Origin of the sequence: Rosenbergiella sp. YN46 (assembly GCF_036620675.1) — a bacterium.
Classification (GTDB): domain Bacteria; phylum Pseudomonadota; class Gammaproteobacteria; order Enterobacterales; family Enterobacteriaceae; genus Jejubacter.
The window spans coordinates 1-18635 of record NZ_JAZHEE010000022.1 but is presented as its reverse complement, the minus strand read 5'-3'; the positions used below and the strand labels follow the sequence as shown (position 1 = coordinate 18635).

17 protein-coding genes are annotated in these 18635 nt (G+C 56.2%); 16 read left to right on the top strand and 1 reads right to left on the bottom strand.

Annotated features, from left to right (window positions below; genetic code table 11):
- Positions 1–364: 364 nt before the first annotated feature.
- The 14 genes from dnaA (at position 365) to V3W49_RS15065 (ending at position 16938) form a co-directional block, all read left to right on the top strand.
- Positions 365–1753, top strand: coding sequence for a chromosomal replication initiator protein DnaA (dnaA, locus tag V3W49_RS15130; protein ID WP_500146592.1), 1389 nt, complete (start codon positions 365–367; stop codon positions 1751–1753).
- A 4-nt stretch (positions 1754–1757) separates the two neighbouring features.
- The gene (dnaN, locus tag V3W49_RS15125) at positions 1758–2858 is read left to right on the top strand and encodes a DNA polymerase III subunit beta (RefSeq protein ID WP_500146591.1); all 1101 of its coding nucleotides are present in this window, start codon (positions 1758–1760) and stop codon (positions 2856–2858) included.
- Positions 2859–3020: 162 nt separating this feature from the next.
- A complete protein-coding gene (gene recF / locus V3W49_RS15120; protein ID WP_500146590.1) occupies positions 3021–4109 on the top strand; it encodes a DNA replication/repair protein RecF in 1089 nt (362 codons plus the stop codon).
- 13 nt (positions 4110–4122) lie between these two features.
- Complete coding sequence (gene gyrB, locus V3W49_RS15115) at positions 4123–6537, top strand: DNA topoisomerase (ATP-hydrolyzing) subunit B (RefSeq protein ID WP_500146588.1); 2415 nt, start codon at positions 4123–4125, stop codon at positions 6535–6537.
- A gap of 94 nt (positions 6538–6631) precedes the next feature.
- Positions 6632–7036: a YidB family protein gene (locus tag V3W49_RS15110; protein WP_500146587.1), complete on the top strand. Its 405-nt coding sequence runs from the start codon at positions 6632–6634 to the stop codon at positions 7034–7036.
- Positions 7037–7144: 108 nt separating this feature from the next.
- Entirely contained in the window at positions 7145–7957 is an 813-nt protein-coding gene (gene yidA, locus V3W49_RS15105; RefSeq protein WP_500146585.1) for a sugar-phosphatase, read from the top strand.
- Between the two features lie 90 nt (positions 7958–8047).
- Positions 8048–9718, top strand: a complete 1671-nt coding sequence (locus tag V3W49_RS15100; protein ID WP_500146583.1) for a formate--tetrahydrofolate ligase — start codon at positions 8048–8050, stop codon at positions 9716–9718.
- Positions 9719–9956: 238 nt separating this feature from the next.
- Positions 9957–10646 carry a D-galactonate utilization transcriptional regulator DgoR gene (gene dgoR, locus V3W49_RS15095; protein WP_500146581.1) on the top strand — a complete coding sequence of 230 codons (690 nt, stop codon included), beginning with the start codon at positions 9957–9959 and terminating at the stop codon, positions 10644–10646.
- Complete coding sequence (locus V3W49_RS15090) at positions 10643–11518, top strand: 2-dehydro-3-deoxygalactonokinase (protein WP_500146580.1); 876 nt, start codon at positions 10643–10645, stop codon at positions 11516–11518. Before dgoR ends, V3W49_RS15090 begins: the two co-directional genes overlap by 4 nt.
- The gene (locus V3W49_RS15085) at positions 11502–12119 is read left to right on the top strand and encodes a 2-dehydro-3-deoxy-6-phosphogalactonate aldolase (protein ID WP_500146578.1); all 618 of its coding nucleotides are present in this window, start codon (positions 11502–11504) and stop codon (positions 12117–12119) included. Before V3W49_RS15090 ends, V3W49_RS15085 begins: the two co-directional genes overlap by 17 nt.
- Positions 12116–13264, top strand: a complete 1149-nt coding sequence (gene dgoD, locus V3W49_RS15080) for a galactonate dehydratase (protein WP_500146576.1) — start codon at positions 12116–12118, stop codon at positions 13262–13264. Before V3W49_RS15085 ends, dgoD begins: the two co-directional genes overlap by 4 nt.
- Positions 13265–13359: 95 nt before the next feature.
- On the top strand, positions 13360–14664 hold the full coding sequence (locus V3W49_RS15075) for an MFS transporter (protein WP_500146574.1): 1305 nt from the start codon (positions 13360–13362) through the stop codon (positions 14662–14664).
- A 9-nt stretch (positions 14665–14673) separates the two neighbouring features.
- Positions 14674–15609: a 2-hydroxyacid dehydrogenase gene (locus tag V3W49_RS15070; RefSeq protein WP_500146572.1), complete on the top strand. Its 936-nt coding sequence runs from the start codon at positions 14674–14676 to the stop codon at positions 15607–15609.
- Positions 15610–15672: 63 nt separating this feature from the next.
- Positions 15673–16938: a YidR family protein gene (locus V3W49_RS15065; protein WP_500146570.1), complete on the top strand. Its 1266-nt coding sequence runs from the start codon at positions 15673–15675 to the stop codon at positions 16936–16938.
- On the opposite strand, the gene V3W49_RS15060 is transcribed toward V3W49_RS15065, so the two are convergent.
- Positions 16939–17259: a YceK/YidQ family lipoprotein gene (locus V3W49_RS15060; RefSeq protein ID WP_500146569.1), complete on the bottom strand. Its 321-nt coding sequence runs from the start codon at positions 17257–17259 to the stop codon at positions 16939–16941.
- A 308-nt stretch (positions 17260–17567) separates the two neighbouring features.
- Here V3W49_RS15060 and ibpA point away from each other — a divergent pair, with 308 nt between their 5' ends.
- Positions 17568–17978, top strand: a complete 411-nt coding sequence (gene ibpA / locus V3W49_RS15055) for a small heat shock chaperone IbpA (protein WP_500146567.1) — start codon at positions 17568–17570, stop codon at positions 17976–17978.
- 115 nt (positions 17979–18093) lie between these two features.
- Positions 18094–18522, top strand: a complete 429-nt coding sequence (gene ibpB, locus V3W49_RS15050) for a small heat shock chaperone IbpB (RefSeq protein WP_500146565.1) — start codon at positions 18094–18096, stop codon at positions 18520–18522.
- The last annotated feature ends 113 nt before the right edge of the window (positions 18523–18635 follow it).

Sequence of the window (18635 nt, the reverse complement as noted above, 5' to 3'; positions counted from 1 at the left end):
CTAAAGTGCAAGGATCCTGCGGGATCTTCTGGCGATCGCCTTAGCAAAAAAGCGTGCTCTGCCATTGAATTTTCTGATATCGGGCAGAAATCATGCGCGTCTGGCTCAGGATCGTTTACACTTAACCGTCCCGGGCAGCCCTGTGGATAAATCGGGAGAAATCTGTGAGAAACAGAAGATCTCTGGCGCGCTTTAGGCTATGATCCGCGTCCCGATCGGGATCCTGGATCCTTAAGCAAGATCTCGGGGAAAACCGCAAATAGCGGTTCGCACGCTACCCGTACCGGGTTGTCGGCGTGTGTCAACAATCATGATGAATCAGTTTTTTGTCTTTTGATCGACTTTTGTTCGAGTGGAGTCCGCCGTGTCACTTTCGCTTTGGCAGCAGTGTCTTGCCCGATTGCAGGATGAGTTACCAGCCACAGAATTCAGCATGTGGATACGCCCCCTACAGGCGGAACTGAGCGATAACACGCTGGCCCTGTATGCGCCAAACCGTTTTGTGCTCGATTGGGTAAGGGATAAGTACCTGAATAACATCAACGGATTGCTTAATGACTTTTGCGGTAGCGACGCGCCGTTGCTGCGTTTTGAGGTCGGAGTCAAGCCGGTCAACCAGACGTTAAACGCGCCTGCAAGCGTTGCGGTGCCGGAAAAGCAGAGCGCGCGGGTGGCGGCTGCGCCAGTTATGCCCAGTTGGGATAACGTGCCAGCGCCTGCTGAACCGTCCTACCGTTCCAACGTTAACCTGAAACACACCTTTGATAACTTCGTTGAGGGTAAATCCAACCAGCTGGCACGCGCGGCGGCGCGCCAGGTGGCGGACAATCCGGGCGGCGCCTATAATCCTCTGTTCCTGTATGGCGGAACCGGTCTGGGTAAAACCCACCTGTTGCACGCCGTGGGCAACGGCATCATGGCCCGTAAGCCCAACGCTAAAGTGGTCTATATGCATTCAGAACGCTTTGTGCAGGACATGGTAAAAGCGTTACAGAACAACGCCATTGAGGAGTTTAAGCGCTACTATCGTTCGGTGGATGCACTGCTTATCGACGATATTCAGTTCTTTGCCAATAAAGAGCGTTCTCAGGAGGAGTTCTTCCATACCTTCAATGCGCTGCTGGAAGGTAATCAACAGATCATCCTGACGTCGGATCGCTACCCCAAAGAGATCAATGGGGTGGAAGATCGTCTGAAGTCTCGCTTCGGTTGGGGACTGACGGTGGCTATTGAGCCGCCGGAACTGGAAACCCGCGTGGCGATTCTGATGAAAAAGGCGGACGAAAACGATATCCGCCTGCCGGGAGAGGTGGCGTTTTTTATCGCCAAACGCCTGCGTTCCAACGTTCGTGAACTGGAAGGGGCGCTGAACCGCGTTATTGCCAACGCTAACTTTACCGGACGCGCGATTACCATCGATTTTGTTCGCGAAGCGCTGCGGGATCTGCTGGCACTTCAGGAAAAACTGGTCACCATCGACAATATTCAGAAGACGGTGGCGGAGTACTACAAGATCAAGGTTGCCGATCTGCTCTCCAAGCGGCGTTCCCGCTCGGTAGCCAGACCGCGCCAGATGGCGATGGCGCTGGCTAAGGAGCTGACCAACCATAGTCTGCCGGAAATTGGCGACGCTTTTGGGGGTCGTGACCATACCACGGTGCTGCACGCCTGCCGTAAAATCGAGCAGTTGCGTGAAGAGAGCCACGATATTAAAGAAGATTTTTCCAATTTAATCAGAACATTATCTTCGTGACGCTATGAAATTTACCGTTGAACGTGAACATTTATTAAAGCCGCTACAGCAGGTGAGCGGTCCGCTGGGAGGTCGCCCGACGCTCCCCATTCTCGGAAACCTGCTGCTACAGGTCGCTGACGGTACCCTTTCTCTGACCGGCACCGATCTGGAAATGGAAATGGTCGCCCGGGTTTCGCTGTCGCATCCTCACGAGCCTGGCGCCACGACGGTTCCGGCGCGTAAGTTTTTCGACATCTGCCGTGGTCTGCCTGAAGGGGCGGAGATTGCGCTACAGCTGGAAGGCGATCGCATGCTGGTGCGTTCCGGGCGCAGCCGTTTTTCGCTTTCCACGCTGCCGGCGGCGGATTTCCCAAATCTGGACGACTGGCAGAGTGAGGTAGAGTTTACGCTGCCGCAGGCCACCATGAAGCGTTTGATCGAAGCGACTCAGTTTTCGATGGCGCATCAGGACGTGCGTTACTACCTGAATGGCATGCTGTTCGAAACGGCGGGCGAAGAGTTACGCACCGTAGCGACTGATGGTCACCGTCTGGCGGTCTGCTCTATGCCAATTGGCGAAGCGTTGCCCGACCATTCGGTGATCGTGCCGCGTAAAGGGGTGATTGAGCTAATGCGTATGCTGGACGGCGGAGATACGCCGCTGCGCGTACAGATCGGCAGTAATAATATCCGTGCCCACGTCGGTGATTTTATCTTTACCTCCAAGCTGGTGGATGGTCGTTTCCCTGACTACCGACGGGTACTGCCGAAAAATCCGGACAAGACCCTGGAGGCGGGCTGCGATCTGCTGAAGCAGGCATTTGCCCGCGCGGCGATTCTCTCGAACGAGAAATTCCGCGGCGTACGCATCTATCTGGCTGAAAATCAGCTGAAAATTACTGCCAATAACCCGGAACAGGAAGAAGCGGAAGAGATTCTGGACGTCACTTATGGCGGCACCGAGATGGAGATTGGCTTTAACGTCAGCTACATTCTGGATGTGCTTAACGCGCTGAAGTGCGAAAATGTGCGCCTGCTGCTGACTGATTCAGTTTCCAGCGTGCAGATTGAAGATAGCGCCAGTCAGGCGGCGGCCTATGTCGTCATGCCCATGCGCTTGTAGAATATATCGGGCTGGCTTACTTGCCATTTTAAACCAGGGCAGTGCTCGCCCCGGTCACGTACTTCGTGTACGCTCCCGGGTCTGTGCGCTGTCCGTGTTTAAACTGGCTGCGCCGCCGACGCCCTGGAAGCGGCGATCCCCGTTTTCTGCCCGGAAAAGAATATGTCTCTATCCCGCCTTCTTATCAAAGATTTCCGCAATATCGAAAATGCGGATCTCGCGCTCTCTTCGGGTTTTAATTTTCTGGTTGGCGCCAACGGTAGCGGTAAAACCAGCGTGCTGGAGGCCATCTATACCCTGGGGCACGGGCGCGCTTTTCGCAGCCAGCAAACGGGCAGGGTTATTCGCCACGAGCAGCCCAGCTTTGTGCTGCATGGTCGTCTGCAGGGCACCGAGCGTGAAACCGCTGTCGGGCTGACCAAAGACCGCCAGGGCGATAGCACGGTGCGTATCGACGGCAGTGATGGCCACCGGGTGGCGGAGCTGGCGAAGATGATGCCGATGCAGTTAATAACCCCGGAGGGGTTTACTTTGCTCGGCGGCGGCCCCAAGTATCGTAGAGCGTTCCTTGACTGGGGATGCTTTCATAACGAGCCAGGCTTCTTCGTGGCCTGGAGCAACCTTAAGCGCCTGATGAAACAGCGCAATGCCGCGCTGCGTCAGGTTACCCGCTACGCGCAGCTGCGTCCCTGGGATCAGGAGCTGGTGCCGCTGGCGGAGCAAATCAGCCGCTGGCGCGCGCAATACAGCGCCGCCATTGTCGAAGATATGGCGGACACCTGCGCCCAGTTTTTGCCGGAATTTTCCCTGAGTTTTTCTTTCCTGCGCGGCTGGGAAAAAGAGAGTGACTATGCGGAAGTGCTGGAACGTCACTTTGAGCGCGATCGCATGCTGACTTATACCGCCCATGGCCCCCATAAGGCGGATTTCCGTATTCGGGCCGACGGCGCGCCGGTGGAAGATACCCTTTCCCGCGGGCAGCTTAAGCTTCTGATGTGCGCCTTGCGTCTGGCTCAGGGGGAGTTTCTGACCCGTGAAAGCGGTCAGCGCTGTCTGTATCTGATCGACGACTTTGCTTCGGAGCTTGACGACCAGCGGCGCGGGCTGCTCGCCAGCCGTCTGAAAGCCACGCAGTCACAGGTATTCGTTAGCGCCATTAGCGCAGAACATATAATAGACATGGCGGATAAAAATTCGAAGATGTTCGCCGTGGAACAAGGTAGAATAACGGATTCATCCAGGATTAAATGAGCGAGAAACGTTGATGTCGAATTCTTATGACTCCTCCAGTATCAAAGTCCTTAAGGGGCTGGATGCGGTGCGTAAGCGCCCGGGTATGTATATCGGCGATACGGATGACGGCACCGGTCTGCACCATATGGTATTCGAGGTCGTGGATAACGCAATCGACGAAGCGCTCGCGGGGCACTGTAAAGACATCGTGGTCACCATCCATGCCGACAATTCCGTGTCGGTTCAGGACGATGGCCGTGGTATTCCTACCGGGATCCACCCGGAAGAAGGGGTTTCTGCTGCCGAAGTGATCATGACCGTTCTGCATGCGGGCGGTAAGTTCGATGATAACTCCTATAAGGTTTCCGGTGGCCTGCACGGAGTTGGGGTTTCCGTGGTTAACGCCCTGTCCCAGAAGCTGGAACTGGTGATTCGCCGCGAAGGTAAAATCCATAAGCAGGTTTATGAGCACGGTGTGCCGCAGGCGCCGCTGGCAGTGACTGGCGATACCGAAGATAGCGGTACTCTGGTGCGCTTCTGGCCAAGCCTGGAAACCTTTACTAACGTAACCGAATTCGAATACGACATTCTGGCCAAGCGCCTGCGCGAACTGTCGTTCCTGAACTCCGGCGTCTCTATTCGCCTGCGCGACAAGCGCGACGGTAAAGAAGATCATTTCCACTATGAAGGCGGCATCAAGGCGTTTGTTGAGTTTTTGAACAAGAACAAAACGCCGATTCACCCGAATATCTTCTATTTTTCCACCGAAAAGGACGGTATCGGTGTGGAAGTGGCGCTGCAGTGGAATGACGGCTTCCAGGAAAATATTTACTGCTTCACCAACAACATTCCTCAGCGCGATGGGGGTACCCATCTTGCGGGCTTCCGTGCGGCAATGACCCGTACCCTGAATGCCTATATGGATAAAGAGGGCTACAGCAAGAAAGCTAAAGTCAGCGCCACCGGCGACGATGCGCGTGAAGGCCTGATCGCCGTGGTTTCCGTGAAGGTGCCGGATCCCAAGTTCTCGTCCCAGACTAAAGATAAGCTGGTCTCCTCCGAGGTGAAATCGGCGGTAGAGCAGCAGATGAACGAGCTGCTGGGTGAATATCTGCTGGAAAACCCGAACGACGCGAAAATCGTGGTCGGCAAGATTATCGATGCCGCTCGCGCTCGTGAAGCCGCACGCCGCGCCCGCGAAATGACGCGTCGTAAAGGCGCGCTGGATCTGGCGGGACTTCCGGGCAAACTGGCGGACTGCCAGGAGCGCGATCCGGCGCACTCTGAACTCTACCTGGTGGAGGGTGACTCTGCGGGCGGCTCGGCCAAGCAGGGCCGTAACCGTAAAAACCAGGCGATTCTGCCGCTGAAGGGTAAGATCCTGAACGTAGAGAAGGCGCGCTTCGACAAGATGCTCTCTTCTCAGGAAGTGGCTACGCTTATCACCGCGCTGGGCTGCGGCATTGGCCGGGATGAGTACAACCCGGACAAGCTGCGCTATCACAGCATTATCATCATGACCGATGCAGACGTCGATGGTTCGCACATCCGTACCCTGCTGCTGACTTTCTTCTATCGTCAGATGCCGGAAATCATTGAGCGCGGTCACGTCTACATTGCCCAGCCGCCGCTGTACAAGGTGAAAAAAGGCAAGCAGGAACAGTACATCAAAGATGATGAAGCGATGGATCAGTATCAGATAGCCATCGCGCTGGACGGCGCCACGCTGCATGCCAACGCCAGCGCTCCGGCGATTGCTGGCGCCGCTCTGGAACAGCTGGTTTCTGAGTATAACAGCGTGCAGAAGATGATTGGCCGCATGGAGCGCCGTTTCCCGCGCGCGCTGCTGAAGAGCCTGATCTATCATCCGACCCTGACGGAAGCCGATATGGCCGACGAGGCGAAGGTGACTCGCTGGATCTCCGAGCTTGTGACAACGCTGAACGACAACGAAAAGCACGGCAGCCTGTGGAAGTATGATGTCCGTGAAAACGGCGATCGTAATCTCTTTGAGCCGGTTATCCGGGTACGTACCCATGGTGTGGATACCGATTATCCTCTCGATCATGACTTCGTTACCGGCGGCGAGTATCGCCATATCTGTACCCTTGGCGAGAAGCTGCGCGGGCTTATCGAAGAAGATGCTTATATCGAGCGTGGTGAACGCCGCCAGCCGGTCAGCAGCTTCGAAAGCGCGCTGGAATGGCTGGTGAAAGAGTCGCGTCGCGGCCTGTCCGTACAGCGCTATAAAGGACTGGGCGAGATGAACCCGGAGCAGCTGTGGGAAACTACCATGGATCCGGAAAGCCGCCGCATGCTGCGGGTCACGGTGAAAGACGCTATCGCGGCGGATCAGCTGTTCACTACGCTGATGGGCGATGCGGTTGAACCGCGTCGTGCCTTTATCGAAGAAAACGCCCTGAAAGCGGCCAATATCGACATTTAAGGCAGGTTGCCTTATCAAGCGCCGTGCATCTTTGCGCGGCGTTTTCATTTATGGAACTAAACTAAGAAAGAACGAATACAATCAGGAGGAAAAAATGGGACTTTTAGATCAGGTAACTGGCATGTTGGGTGGTCAGGGCGGTGAGGCTGGTAAATTCCAGGCTATCCTGAGCTGGGTGAATGAGCAGGGCGGCGTTCAGGCTATTCTGGAAAAATTTCGTCAGGGTGGTCTGGCAGGCGTCGTGGAATCCTGGATCAGCAGTTCCATGACCAATCAGAGCATCAGCGCCGAGCAGATTCAGTCGGTTCTGGGCTCTCCGGCAATCAGCGCGCTGGCTGGGAAACTGGGCATCGACGCCGGTAATGCTTCCTCGCTGCTGGCGGAATACCTGCCGCAGATCGTGGATAAGCTCTCTCCGGAAGGCGAAGTTAAAGCGGATAACGGTAACGATCTGCTGGCAAAAGGCTTCGATCTGCTGAAAGGAAAGCTGTTTTCATAATCCCCTGCCGCCGCCGGTAGTCACCGGCGGCGCATTCAGCACTTGCTGCTGTTTTGGTGACCAGAATCACGTTAAAATGTGGGCAAACCCCACAACTTCGCAGGTCTTATGTCCATAAAACTCATTGCCATCGATATGGATGGTACGCTGCTGCTGCCGGATCATACCGTGTCTCCTGGCGTTAGAGCGGCCATTGCCGCTGCGCGTTCCAGGGGCATCCGGGTGGTTCTGACCACCGGTCGTCCCTTTGCCGGCGTGGAACGCTATCTGACCGAGCTGGGAATGACCGGGAAAGAGGATTACTGCATTACCTACAACGGCGCGCTGGTGCAAAAGGCGCAGGATGGCAGTACGGTGGCCCAGACGCCGCTAAGTTACGACGACTATCGCTTTCTTGAGCGACTGTCGCGCGAGGTGGGGTCGCATTTTCATGCCCTCGATCGCCATACGCTCTATACCGCCAACCGCGATATCAGCCGCTATACGGTGCATGAGTCTTATGTGGCCACCATTCCGTTGATGTTCTGTGAAGCCGAAAATATGGACCCCAACGCCACCTTTCTTAAGGTGATGATGATTGATGAGCCTGCCATCCTCGACCAGGCTATTGCCCGCATTCCTGACGAGGTAAAGATGCGTTATACCTTCCTGAAGAGCGCTACTTACTACCTGGAAATCCTGAATAAGCGGGTCAATAAAGGCGAAGGCGTGCGTCTACTGGCAGAGTCCCTGAATATCGCTTCCGACGAGGTGATGGCGATAGGCGATCAGGAAAATGATATCGCCATGATTCAGTATGCCGGTACCGGCGTGGCGATGGGCAATGCTATCGATTCGGTGAAAGAGGCGGCAAATTTTATTACCGGCACTCACCTGGAAGATGGCGTGGCGCAGGCCATTGAGCGCTTCGCGTTGGTTTGAGCATTCTTGTTTCGCTGCGGCGCGATCCCGCCCGGGTAACCACCTGAAAATTCCCCTATAATCTGGGCGGTTAAGGCAGGGGAAACAACAATGAAAACCGATATTGAGATAGCCCGTGATTGTGCGATAAAGCCGGTCGTGGAGGTGGCTGAAGCGCTGGGAATCGACGCGGAGGATCTGGAGCTCTACGGCAGGTATAAAGCTAAATTTTCCGAAGCGTTATGGAGCAAGCTGGATGATGCTCCCCATGGAAGGCTGGTGCTGGTCACCGCCATTAATCCCACGCCGGCTGGCGAAGGCAAAACTACAGTCACCGTAGGCCTGGGGCAGGCGCTGTCCCGACTGGGGAAAAAATCTATCGTTGCGCTACGGGAACCCTCCCTTGGCCCCTGTTTTGGTATGAAGGGCGGCGCGGCCGGGGGTGGGTATGCACAACTGGTGCCGATGGACGATCTCAACCTTCACTTTACCGGCGACTTTCACGCGATTACCGCCGCCAATAATCTGCTGGCGGCGCTGCTGGATAATCATCTGCATCAGGGAAATGCCCTTAATATCGACAGCCAGAAAATCGTCCTCAGACGCTGCATGGATATCAACGATCGTGCCTTACGCCACACCGTTGTCGGCCTGGGTGGGCGTGTTAATGGCATAACGCGTGAGGATGGCTTCGTGATTACCGTGGCATCGGAAATCATGGCGATTCTGTGTCTGGCCTGCGATCTGGCCGATTTAAAGCGGCGCCTGGCACGGATGATCGTTGCCTGGCGGCGGGACGATACGCCGGTGACGGTGGGTTGCCTCCAGGCGACCGGCGCGCTGGCGGTACTGCTAAAAGATGCCCTGAAGCCTAACCTGGTTCAGACCCTGGAGCACAGCCCGGCTATCGTACACGGCGGGCCTTTCGCCAATATCGCCCACGGCTGTAGCAGCGTACGCGCGACCCGGCTGGCCCTGAAACTGGCGGATATCGTGGTGACCGAGGCAGGCTTTGGCGCCGATCTCGGCGCCGAGAAATTCTTCAATATTAAGTGCCGTGACAGCGGATTACGGCCGGATGCCGTCGTGCTGGTGGCGACGGTCAGGGCATTGAAATATAACGGCGGCGTGACGAAGTGCGAACTGGGTTATGAGAATCTGGACGCCCTGCGCCAGGGGCTGGCTAATCTGGGCAAACATATCGAAAACCTGCGAAAATTTGGCGTACCTGTGGTGGTTACGCTGAACGTTTTTACCTCTGATACCGATGCCGAGCATGCGCTTATCGACCAGTACTGCCGGGAGCGTGGCTGCTGTCTGGTGCTGTCCCGGGTCTGGGAGCAGGGCGGAGCCGGAGGCGAAGCGCTGGCGCAGCGGATAGTTGAGCTGCTGGAAAATTCCCCCGCAGAATTTCGCCTGCTCTATCCGGATACGCTGACGCTGGAGGAGAAAATTGCCACTATCGCCACAGAGATCTACGGCGCACAAGGTGTCAGCTATAGCCCGGCGGCGCAACGATCCCTTAAGCGTATTAGCGATGCAGGTATGGCGTCACTGCCTATCTGCATGGCGAAGACCCAGTATTCATTGTCTGACGATCCTAAAGCACTCGGGCGCCCGGAAGGGTTCCGGCTGCATATCCGGGATGTTCAGGCTGCGGCCGGAGCTGGCTTTGTGGTGGCTTTCGCCGGGGACATTATGACCATGCCGGGCCTGCCTGCGACCCCGGCAGCGCTGAATATCGATATCGACGATAACGGCGTTATCAGCGGTCTGTTCTGATTTTCCTCATTTTTTAACTCCCTTTCTGCGGGCGGCCCGTTTTCGGGCCGTGTTCCTTTACGGCCGGATGTTCCCGATTGTCTTTTTTGTGATCTAAATTGTAGTACAACATGATAGTATCGTACTACTATACACTCATTAACAGAGGCATAACAAAAAATCTTGTAGTACAAAAACGATGCTAAAACCGGCGTTCCAGGGTAAACAGAAGGGATAGTCTGAACAGAAAGGAATGACCATGACTCTGACGAAGACCGATCGCATTATCGAGGCTCTTGGCCGCCAGATCGCTGGTGGAAAGTATGCACCGGGGGCGGCACTGCCAGCAGAAACCGAGCTATGTGATGAGTTTGAAACCTCGCGCAACATCATCCGTGAAGTATTTCGCTCGCTAATGGCGAAGCGGCTGATTGAAATGAAGCGTTATCGCGGGGCCTTTGTCGTACCGCGCAGTCAGTGGAACTACCTCGATACCGAGGTACTTCAGTGGGTGCTGGAAAACGACGACGACCCACAGCTGATCGGCGCCATGAGCGAGGTGCGTAATCTGGTGGAGCCGACTATTGCGCGTTGGGCGGCTGAACGGGCGACATCAAGCGACCTGGCGCAAATTGAGTCGGCGCTAAACGACATGATTGACAATAACCAAAACCGGGACGCCTTCAATGAAGCGGATATCCGCTATCACGAAGCGGTGCTCCGGTCGGTACACAACCCGGTGTTACAGCAGCTTAGCGTGGCGATCAGCTCGCTACAGCGGGCGGTGTTTGAACGAACCTGGATGGGCGATGAGGCCAACATGCCGCAAACGCTCCAGGAGCATAAAGCGCTGTTTGATGCGATACGTCATCAGGACGGCGATGCAGCAGAACAGGCGGCATTAACCATGATTGCCAACTCGACACGAAGGTTGAAGGAAATTACATGACATTTCGCTACATCGCTATTGACTGGGGATCGACCAATCTACGCGCCTGGCTTTGTCAGGGCGAAAAATGCCTGGAGAGCAGGCAGTCGGAAGCTGGCATCACTCGCCTGAATGGCCGGAACCCGAAAGCGGTGTTAGCTGAAGTGACGCAAAACTGGTGTGACGACGCCACGCCCGTAGTAATGGCGGGAATGGTCGGTAGCAATGTTGGCTGGAAAGTCGCGCCTTACCTGCCGGTTCCCGTCCAATTTTCTGCTATTGGCCGGCAGTTAACCTCCGCTGGCGACAATATCTGGATAGTTCCCGGACTCTGCGTTTCCCGCGGAGATAACAATAACGTGATGCGCGGCGAAGAGACGCAACTGCTTGGCGCGCGCCTGCTGTCTCCTTCCTCTGTCTATGTCATGCCCGGCACTCACTGTAAATGGGTGCAGGCCGATGATGCGCAAATTCTGGATTTTCGTACCGCAATGACTGGCGAGCTGCATCATGTGCTGCTGCGTCATTCGCTGGTGGGGGCTGGGCTGCCTGAACAGGAAAGCTCCACGAAAGCGTTTAGCGCCGGGCTGGAACGCGGATTGTCTGCACCAGCCGTTTTACCGCAGCTGTTTGAGGTTCGTGCTTCACACGTGCTGGGCGCGCTCCCGCGCGAGCAGGTCAGCGAATTTTTATCCGGTCTGCTGATCGGTGCGGAAGTCGCCACGCTTGGCGAACGCTTTTGCGCGCAGCAGGTCACGATCGTTGCCGGCGATGCGCTGGCAGAACGCTACCGGCAGGCGCTGAACGCCGTGGGGCGGAGCGTGAAGGTGGTTTCCGGCGATGTGGCATTTCAGACAGGTATAAGGAGTATCGTACATGCAGTGGCAGACTGAACTCCCGCTAATTGCAATTCTGCGCGGTGTGAAGCCCGATGAGGCGCTGGCGCACGTTGGCGCGGTTATTGACGCGGGGTTTGACACAGTGGAGATCCCGCTTAACTCGCCCCAGTGGGAACAAAGCATCCCGGCTGTGGTGGAGGCTTACGGCGAAAAAGCGCTAATTGGCGCGGGGACGGTGTTAAAACCGGAGCAGGTGGACTGGCTTGCAGAGGCGGGCTGTAAGCTTATCGTCACGCCCAATATTCAGCCCGAGGTGATCCGCCGCGCAGTAAACCGTGGCATGACCGTTTGCCCGGGCTGCGCCACAGCCAGCGAAGCTTTTGCCGCGCTTGATGCGGGCGCGCAGGCGTTGAAAATTTTTCCGTCATCGTCCTTCGGCCCGGGGTATATCAACGCGCTGAAGGCGGTGCTTCCTGCCGATGTCCCGGTTTTTGCCGTCGGCGGCGTTACGCCAGACAACCTGGCGCAGTGGATTAACGCCGGTTGCGTTGGCGCCGGGCTGGGCAGCGATCTCTATCGTGCCGGACAGCAGGTTGAACGCACCGCGCAGCAGGCGGCCGCATTTGTTAAGGCGTATCATGAGGCTGTGAAATGAAAATAACCAAACTTACGACGTATCGCTTACCGCCACGCTGGATGTTCCTGAAGATTGAAACCGACGAAGGCGTGACGGGCTGGGGCGAGCCGGTGATTGAAGGACGAGCGCGCACGGTGGAAGCGGCAGTGCACGAACTGGGCGACTATCTGATTGGTCAGGATCCATCGCGTATCAATGACTTATGGCAGGTGATGTACCGCGCTGGTTTTTACCGCGGCGGCCCGATTCTGATGAGTGCTATCGCTGGTATCGATCAGGCGCTGTGGGATATTAAAGGCAAAGTGCTGAACGCGCCGGTCTGGCAACTGCTTGGCGGTCTGGTGCGGGACAAAATCAAAGCTTACAGCTGGGTGGGGGGCGATCGACCCGCTGAGGTTATCGCCGGAATGAATACCCTGCGCCAGATTGGTTTCGATACCTTCAAGCTGAATGGCTGTGAAGAGATGGGAATGATTGAAAATTCCCGTCAGATCGATCGTGCGGTAAATGTCGCGGCGCAAATACGGGAAACCTTTGGCGATGAAATTGAATTCGGCCTCGATTTTCACGGCAGGGTCAGCGCGCCGGTCGCTAAAATATTAATTAAAGAGCTGGAGCCGCTGCGCCCATTATTTATTGAAGAGCCAGTTCTGGCGGAACAGGCGGAATATTATCCGCAACTGGCGCAGCAAACTGCTATTCCGCTGGCGGCAGGGGAGCGTATGTTTTCACGCTTTGATTTTAAGCGAGTGCTGGGCGCCGGCGGGATTTCGATATTACAGCCAGATCTGTCCCACGCCGGGGGGATTAGCGAGTGCTATAAAATTGCCGCTATGGCGGAAGCGCATGATGTCAGCTTTGCGCCTCATTGTCCGCTGGGGCCGCTGGCACTGGCGGCCTGCCTGCATGTCGATTTTGTCTCGCGTAATGCGGTGCTCCAGGAGCAGAGTATGGGGATTCACTACAATAAGGGGGCGGAACTGCTTGATTATGTGAAGAATAAACAGGACTTCTCGATGAAAGGCGGCTGGTTCAGCCCACCACAAAAACCCGGATTAGGCGTTGAGGTGGATGAAGAACTGGTTGAAGCGCGCAGCCGTGAGGCTGGCGACTGGCGTAATCCAGTGTGGCGTTATCCCGACGGTGCCGTTGCAGAATGGTAATTGCCCACGCTCGTTAATTTATAAAAACAGAACAACAATACTCAATCCACTGTTTTAAGACAGAGGCCGGGCAGCGTCCGCGCTATGGTGAGGTAATGATAATGAATCTGTACTCTACAACTCTGCGGCAATTAAATAAGAGAATTATTCCGTTTATTGTGATCTGCTATTTTGTGGCGAATCTCGATAAAACCAATATTTCCATTGCCGCGCTGCAAATGAATGCCGATCTTGGACTGAGCGCCAGTATGTATGGTCTTGGGGTCGGAATGTTCTATATCTCATATATTATTTTTGAAATTCCCAGCAACGTGATTATGACGAAGGTGGGCGCCAGGCGGTGGATCGCCCGTATTATGATCACCTGGGGTATCGTCAGTGCCGGGATGTCGCTGGTGCAGACGCCGACTCAGCTTTACGTGATGCGGTTTCTGCTGGGCATGGCGGAAGCGGGGTTTGCGCCGGGGATTATCTGGTATATCTCCTGCTGGTTCCCGAAGAGCAATCGGGCCAGGGCGATGTCCTTCTTTTATATGGGATCGGTCATGGCGTCGGTTATCGGACTGCCACTCTCCGGATCCCTGCTGAATATGCATGGGCTGGCGGATATCGCCGGCTGGCGCTGGTTGTTCGCTCTGGAGGGCATTCCGGCTGTCGCGCTGGGCATCATGGTGTTGTGGTGGCTGCCGCAAACGCCGGAGCAGGCGACCTGGCTGACTCCGCAGCAAAAGAGCTGGCTGACCCGACAACTGGCGCAGGATAACGTTGGCGTTGAAATCAGCGATCGCCGCTGGTGGCGGGCCCTGAAGGATAAAACGGTACTGATGCTCAGCCTGGTATGGTTTCTGCAGGCGTTTGGCACTATCGGCATTACCCTGTTTTTACCCCTGATCATCAAAAGTATGGCCAGCGACAGTAGCAACCTGCTGGTTGGGGTTCTGTCGGGGATCCCCTTTATTTTCGCCTGTCTGTTTATGTACCTGAATGGTCGTCATTCCGATACCAGCGGCGAGCGCGCCCTGCATATGGGGCTGCCGCTTATTCTTTCCGGTCTGGCGCTGGCTGCTGCGGTATGGTCGCCGAGCCAGGGGCTGGCTTATCTGCTGCTGATCCTGACCGTGGGGCTTAACTTTGCCCTGACGCCGGTATTCTGGGCCGTGACCACCGAAAAGCTGGCTGGCGTGGCGGCAGCAGCCTCTATCGCGTTTATCAACACCATCGCCAACTTTGTTGGGCTGGGGCTGCCGCCGGTGCTGGGCCGCATTAAGGATCTGACTAACAGCTACCATTCGGGGTTGATGATTGTGGCGGCCGCGCTGGTGCTGGGCGGTATTCTGGGCGTGATCGTCGCCCGCCCGGGACGAAATCAGGCTGTAAAAAGCGCGGTAACGCGTATCTGAGGATTGACGATGACGAAGCAGAAGGTACTGAAGCAGGCGGGTTTGCCCGATGCGCTAACGGCAGAGCTGGCGAAGCGCTATGACCTGTATGACTATGATGGGCTGACGCCGGTCGATGCGCAGAGGCTGGCGGAAAGCTGCGAGGTGGCCATTACCAACGGTGAAGCGGTAGTTTCCCGGGCCTTTATGGCCTCAATGCCGGCGTTAAAGCTAATAGCGGTGTTCGGTGTGGGTTACGACGGGGTGGATATTGCTGCGGCCCGCGAGTTTGGCATCACCGTCACCCATACGCCGGGCGTGCTGACCGACGATGTTGCCGATCTGGCAATGGGGCTGATGCTGGCGACATCGCGGCGTATTGTGGCAGCACAGAAATTTATCGAACGCGGCGGCTGGCGGGACGGCGGCTTTACGTGGACGCGCAAAGTCAGCGGCGCGCGACTGGGGATTGTCGGCATGGGGAGGATTGGTCAGACTCTGGCCCGCCGGGCCAAAGGATTTGATATGCCTGTTGCGTACTATAACCGCACGCCGGTTGTTGGCCCCGACTGGCGACGGGTTGAGGATTTGAGTGCACTGGCGTCTGACAGCGACTTTCTGGTGGTTTGCCTTCCCGGCGGCGAGGATACCCGGGGGCTTATCAGTAGCAACGTGTTGGCAGCGCTGGGGCCGCAAGGGATTCTGATCAATATCGGACGTGGCAGCGTGGTGGATGAAGTGGCGCTGATAAAGGCGCTGGATGTGGGGATTATCGCCGGCGCGGGGCTGGATGTTTTTGCCTGCGAACCGGACGTTCCGCAAGCGCTCCAGGGGCGTGATAATGTGGTGATTACACCCCATATGGCGAGCGCCACGCATGATACCCGCGCGCAGATGTCCCGACTGGTGCTGGACAACGTGGCGGCCTGGTTTGCGACGGGAAGGGCGGTCACGCCCGTAGTGTAACAATAGGTTTTTGCCCCAGGATCTTCTACCCTATACAGCGATCGGGGTCGGGAGATTATTTACGTGAAACAGCTTACTTTTGCTAAGCGCAACCATCAGCTTACCAATATCAACGCCTGGACGCCGGATGGCCGCTGGCTGGTTTTTGATGTCCGCCCGTCCGGCGCCTCCTTTACTGGCCAGACTATCGAGCGGGTTAATGTGGAAAACGGCGAGGTAGAGGTGCTCTACCGGGCGCCGCAGGGGGCTCATGTTGGCGTGGTCACGGTGAATCCATGTGCTCCTGAACGCTATGTCTTTATTCACGGACCGGAGAATCCCGATGCCGCCTGGCAGTATGATTTTCACCACCGGCGCGGCGTGGTAGTGGAAGCGGGGCGGGCGACTAATCTGGATGCGATGGATATTACCGAGCCCTACACGCCCGGTGCGCTACGCGGCGGTAGTCACGTTCACGTCTGGAGCCCGGACGGCAGTCGGCTGAGTTTTACCTATAACGATCACGTGCTGCATGAGCGCGATCCCGCGCTCGATTTGCGCAACGTCGGTGTAGCGCTGCCGTTTGGCCCGGTTAGGCCGCCGCTCAACCATCCCCGGGAATATGCTGGTAGCCACTGGTGCTCGCTGGTCAGCCATACCACACCGACGCCGCGCCCGGGCAGTGATGATATCAGCCGCGCTTATGAAGAAGGCTGGGTGGGGAGTCAGGGCTATCTGAAGCCGGATGGCACGCGTCAGCGCTGGGCGCTGGCCTTTATCGGCGATACCTGCGATCGCCACGGCGGTAAGGTGCCGGAGCTGTTTATCGTCGATCTGCCAGAGGATGAAGCGGCATGGAAGCGTCCAGGTATGTTACCGCTGGAAGGTACGTCAGGCACTATGCCGGCGCCGCCGGACGGCGTTGCGCAACGTCGGCTGACCTTTACTCACCACTTCAGCCATCCCGGACTGGTTAATTCGCCGCGCCACTGGGTGCGTAGTGATCCGGCAGGTGAAAATCTGGCGTTCCTGATGGGCGATGAGAATGGCGTGGCGCAACTGTGGCTGATTTCGCCAAACGGCGGCGAACCGCGTCAGTTAACGCATGGATTGCAGGGGGTGGATTCCGCTTTTAACTGGCATCCGTCAGGCCAGGCGCTGGGCTTTGTGCAGGGAAGGCGCATTGTGTTGTGCGATGCCCGCAGCGGCACTCTGACTCCGATAACAGAGCCGCTTGCTGCGGCGCCGTCAGGCGACGCAATTGTTTTCTCACCGGACGGCGCTCACATTGCCTGGATGCAGGATGTGGACGGCTTCCGGCAGCTATTTATGACCCCTACCGGGTGTTGATCAGGAAGCCGGCGGGATCGCGGAATTGGTGGCGAGGTTTTTATTTTCGCTTTCCTCTACCCGGGATTTGATGGATTTGTCGGTACGGAAGGCATCCCAGGGGATCAATACGGTATCCATGACGGCGGTGAAGGGCATATCCAGGGCGACCAGCGGTTTCATGCCCCAGCTGGTTTCGTCATCCTTTAACATTTTGTAGCTGGCGCGGGTGCCGGGATAATAACCCAGCTCGCCGCCGCCGGTGTGGCTCATGACGCTTGAACATCCGCACACAGCAGTGACTGCGCTGCTCAGCAGGAGCTTCTGAAAAATTCTTTTCATGTTCACTCTCTTCCGTTGGGAGGCATCGCGCTACCCCTGAATCTGAAGACCTGAAGGTCCCTGGTCCTTTACTGAATGTCGTTATTTGCGCGCTACGCGATAGCACGTTAGCTCGGCTGCTTCTGGCTGTAGTCTAAGCAAAGATAAGCGTGGCGACAAAAAAATCTCCAGCCTGCCTTGAAAATTTGCGAGGCGGCGCCATTTAAAGAATGTGGCCAATTGAGGCGCTTGCCGACAGGGAGCGCGGGCCATCCGGTCTGTCCGACAGGAAGACTTTTATTTATCTCGCTGATTTCAGGAGCAAACTCATGCGTAATTTTGATTTATCCCCCCTTTATCGTTCCGCTATTGGTTTCGATCGCCTGTTTAACCTGCTGGAAAACAATCAGAGCCAAAGCAACGGCTATCCTCCGTACAATGTTGAACTGGTTGATGAGAACCATTACCGCATTGCTATTGCCGTCGCCGGCTTCGCTGAAAGCGAACTGGAGATCACTGCGCAGGATAACCTGCTGGTGGTGAAAGGCGCCCATGCGACCGAACAGAAAGAGCGAACCTATCTTTACCAGGGGATTGCCGAACGTAACTTCGAGCGCAAATTCCAGCTGGCGGAAAATATCCATATCCGCGGTGCAAACCTGGTGAATGGCCTGCTGTACATCGATCTGGAACGCGTGATTCCGGAAGCGATGAAACCGCGTCGCATCGAAATTAACTAATTTTTCGGGTTGGCCATAAGGCCGGCCCTCGTTCCCTGCTTGCCGAATTCGGGAGCAGACGCTGGCGCCTGGGGCGCTGGCGCAATATGACTCGCTTCAAAGAAGGAGAAATGCCATGCGTAACTTTGATATTTCACCGCTGCTGCGTCAGTGGATCGGCTTTGACAAACTCGCTAACGCGCTGCAAAGCGCCAGCGACGCTCAGGGCTTCCCCCCTTACAACATCGAAAAGAGCGATGATAACCATTATCGCATCACGCTGGCTCTGGCCGGTTTTCGTCAGGAAGATCTGGATGTTGAGCTGGAAGGTACCCGTCTGAGCGTGAAGGGAACGCCTCCGGCCCAGAAGGAAGAAACCCGCTGGTTGCATCAGGGGTTGGTGACCCAGCCGTTCAGCCTGAGCTTTACCCTGGCCGAACATATGGAAGTTTCCGGCGCGACCTTTACTAATGGTCTGCTGCATATCGATCTGACCCGTAACGTTCCGGAGGCTATTGCCCCGCAGCGTATTGCTATCAGCGAACGTCCGGCACTGAATAGTTGATTTGCCTGATAAGATAAAAAAAGCTCCCTGACGGGAGTAATGCCAGTCAGTTAAGCAACTGACTGGCTGTTTTTCTCCGGGCCCTGCTGTATTTCTGGGGCCTCTCTTTTACC

What these genes read in the sequence shown, in the direction of transcription:
- dnaN (WP_500146591.1), top strand. Translation starts at nt 1,758, where the DNA reads ATGAAATTTACCGTTGAACGTGAACATTTATTAAAGCCGCTACAGCAG.
- recF (WP_500146590.1), top strand. Translation starts at nt 3,021, where the DNA reads ATGTCTCTATCCCGCCTTCTTATCAAAGATTTCCGCAATATCGAAAAT.
- gyrB (WP_500146588.1), top strand. Translation starts at nt 4,123, where the DNA reads ATGTCGAATTCTTATGACTCCTCCAGTATCAAAGTCCTTAAGGGGCTG.
- V3W49_RS15110 (WP_500146587.1), top strand. Translation starts at nt 6,632, where the DNA reads ATGGGACTTTTAGATCAGGTAACTGGCATGTTGGGTGGTCAGGGCGGT.
- yidA (WP_500146585.1), top strand. Translation starts at nt 7,145, where the DNA reads ATGTCCATAAAACTCATTGCCATCGATATGGATGGTACGCTGCTGCTG.
- V3W49_RS15100 (WP_500146583.1), top strand. Translation starts at nt 8,048, where the DNA reads ATGAAAACCGATATTGAGATAGCCCGTGATTGTGCGATAAAGCCGGTC.
- dgoR (WP_500146581.1), top strand. Translation starts at nt 9,957, where the DNA reads ATGACTCTGACGAAGACCGATCGCATTATCGAGGCTCTTGGCCGCCAG.
- V3W49_RS15090 (WP_500146580.1), top strand. Translation starts at nt 10,643, where the DNA reads ATGACATTTCGCTACATCGCTATTGACTGGGGATCGACCAATCTACGC.
- V3W49_RS15085 (WP_500146578.1), top strand. Translation starts at nt 11,502, where the DNA reads ATGCAGTGGCAGACTGAACTCCCGCTAATTGCAATTCTGCGCGGTGTG.
- dgoD (WP_500146576.1), top strand. Translation starts at nt 12,116, where the DNA reads ATGAAAATAACCAAACTTACGACGTATCGCTTACCGCCACGCTGGATG.
- V3W49_RS15075 (WP_500146574.1), top strand. Translation starts at nt 13,360, where the DNA reads ATGATAATGAATCTGTACTCTACAACTCTGCGGCAATTAAATAAGAGA.
- V3W49_RS15070 (WP_500146572.1), top strand. Translation starts at nt 14,674, where the DNA reads ATGACGAAGCAGAAGGTACTGAAGCAGGCGGGTTTGCCCGATGCGCTA.
- V3W49_RS15060 (WP_500146569.1), bottom strand. Translation starts at nt 17,259, where the DNA reads ATGAAAAGAATTTTTCAGAAGCTCCTGCTGAGCAGCGCAGTCACTGCT.
- ibpA (WP_500146567.1), top strand. Translation starts at nt 17,568, where the DNA reads ATGCGTAATTTTGATTTATCCCCCCTTTATCGTTCCGCTATTGGTTTC.
- ibpB (WP_500146565.1), top strand. Translation starts at nt 18,094, where the DNA reads ATGCGTAACTTTGATATTTCACCGCTGCTGCGTCAGTGGATCGGCTTT.